The sequence below is a fragment of the Nonomuraea basaltis genome, from assembly GCF_005893125.1.
In the GTDB taxonomy this organism is placed as follows: domain Bacteria; phylum Actinomycetota; class Actinomycetes; order Streptosporangiales; family Streptosporangiaceae; genus Nonomuraea; species Nonomuraea basaltis.
The window spans coordinates 1-1,437 of the sequence record NZ_VCJS01000555.1 but is presented as its reverse complement, the minus strand read 5'-3'; the positions used below and the strand labels follow the sequence as shown (position 1 = coordinate 1,437).

Annotated in this window: 1 protein-coding gene; it reads left to right on the top strand. The window is 67.5% G+C overall.

All coding sequences use genetic code 11. From position 1 onward, the window contains the following. The first annotated feature begins 131 nt into the window (after positions 1 to 131). The gene (locus EJK15_RS69340; protein ID WP_138720928.1) at positions 132 to 1,313 is read left to right on the top strand and encodes a DUF2637 domain-containing protein; all 1,182 of its coding nucleotides are present in this window, start codon (positions 132 to 134) and stop codon (positions 1,311 to 1,313) included. The last annotated feature ends 124 nt before the right edge of the window (positions 1,314 to 1,437 follow it).

Here is a 1,437-nt window from a genome sequence, read left to right as displayed (position 1 = left end):
CACCCCGCCCTACGCCCCATACACACGCCCGCGCACGCGCGTAGGGGAGTGGATGTCCAAACGCCCCGATTTGGACATCGCCGTGGACATCCCGTTGGACATCCCGTTGGACATGATGAAGGTGACTGAACGTGACGACCGAAAGCGCTGACCCGACGCCCAATCAGGACACGCGGCTGACCGGATGGCAGGTCCTCGGTGTCCTGATCATCGCCGTGGGCGGCCTAGCCCTGACCGGCAACGGCCTCCTCGCGAGCTATGAGGCGCTACACCGGTTCGCTGTCTTGATGCGCGTGCCAGCCCCTGACCGGGTCGCGCTCGGCTTCGAGGGCGCCCTGATCGTCATCGTGTCCTGGGACATCGTGCTGACCTGGACGCGCCGCAGTGTCCCGCTCCTGCGGTGGGTGGCCCGGGTCATGACTGTCCTGTCCGTGGTCGCCAACGCGTCCGCGGGCTGGCCGGAGTTCAGGGCGATGATGCTGTATGTGCCGGCGCCGCTCGGCGTACTCGCCATCGTCGAGTCGATCCGGCACGTGCTCCTGGCCAAGCACCGCACCCGCGAGCCGATCCCATTCCCCCGCTGGTTCGCCCACTTCGGCTCCTCCTACAAGCTGCGGAAACTCATGATCAAGTGGGAGATCACCAGCTACCGCGAGGCGCTGGACATGGAGCAGAAGCTCGAACACGCCAAGAAGCTGCTGGAGGTCGTCCACGGCGAGTACTGGCGCGGCAAGGCTCCCGCTGACCTGGTGTGGATGCTCGACGAAGGCGTCATGCTCGCCCAGGCCCTGCCCCGCGTGTACCGCATCGCCCAGGCGCATGGCCTAGAGACAGGACAGGAGCAGGACAGCACGCCTGTCCCACCGCGCCGGCCCAAGCCGCGCCCTGTCCCGCCCGCGGAGCCCGTCCAGGACAGGCAGGACAGGACACCGCCGCCCCCGCCGCCGGTTCAGGACAACAAGCAGCAGGACAACCCCGACCCGTCAGGACAGGACAAGAACAAGCCGGGTCAGGACAACGGGCGCCCGGACGGCGGCGATCAGGACACGAAGCCCAACGCGCGCAAGAGGACAGACGCCGACCTGATCGCCGAGATGAGATCACGCTGGGCGACCAACCCCGGCCGCCCCACCGTGACCGACGAACTCGGCGTCGGCACAGACCGCGCCGTCCGCCTCATGCGCATGGCATGGCCGGACGAGATCGCCGTCGCCATCGCCAAGCACATCACCCCGTCCGGCGACGTCCCGGTGGCCTCGCTCGCCCACGAGCTCGGCACCACCCCGGCAGAGGTGAACAAACAACTGGAGTGACAATCCCCTCGAACCGTTGAGACTCGGATAGATCATTTTCGGCTTTTAGGATCTTGCTCGGTTGTCGCCTCACGCGCCGCGCGCTCGCCGGGTCAGGCCTGGGCCTGACCGCTGTCGCTGAGCC